Annotated in this window: 1 protein-coding gene; it reads right to left on the reverse strand. The window is 60.9% G+C overall.

What is annotated here, in order from left to right; genetic code table 11:
- A partial coding sequence (locus tag FQ664_RS25660) for a carboxymuconolactone decarboxylase family protein (RefSeq protein ID WP_178091057.1) occupies nt 1–245 on the reverse strand: 245 nt, incomplete at its 3' end.
- Nucleotides 246–261: the final 16 nt, after the last annotated feature.

The raw sequence follows: 261 nt of genomic DNA on the forward strand, positions 1-261 counted from the left end.
GCCAGGCAGTAGTCGCACCCGTTGATTTCCGAAGTGGCCAGGGCAACGACTTCACGCTCGGCGGCGCTCAGTGAGCTTTTACCCAACGCTTGGGCGAGGCCCAGGTAACCATTGAGCGCCACCGGAGCGTGCGCCAGGGTCTTGAATGCGTTGGGAATGAAGCCGAGACCTTTTTGAATGCCTTCGAGGGCTGCGCGCGAGCCAGTAGGCGCCTGGTCCAGCGAGAGAGCGGTAATTCGAGTCATGGTCGTTCTCCAAAGG

Origin of the sequence: Pseudomonas persica, assembly GCF_900291015.1 — a bacterium.
In the GTDB taxonomy this organism is placed as follows: Bacteria; Pseudomonadota; Gammaproteobacteria; order Pseudomonadales; family Pseudomonadaceae; genus Aquipseudomonas.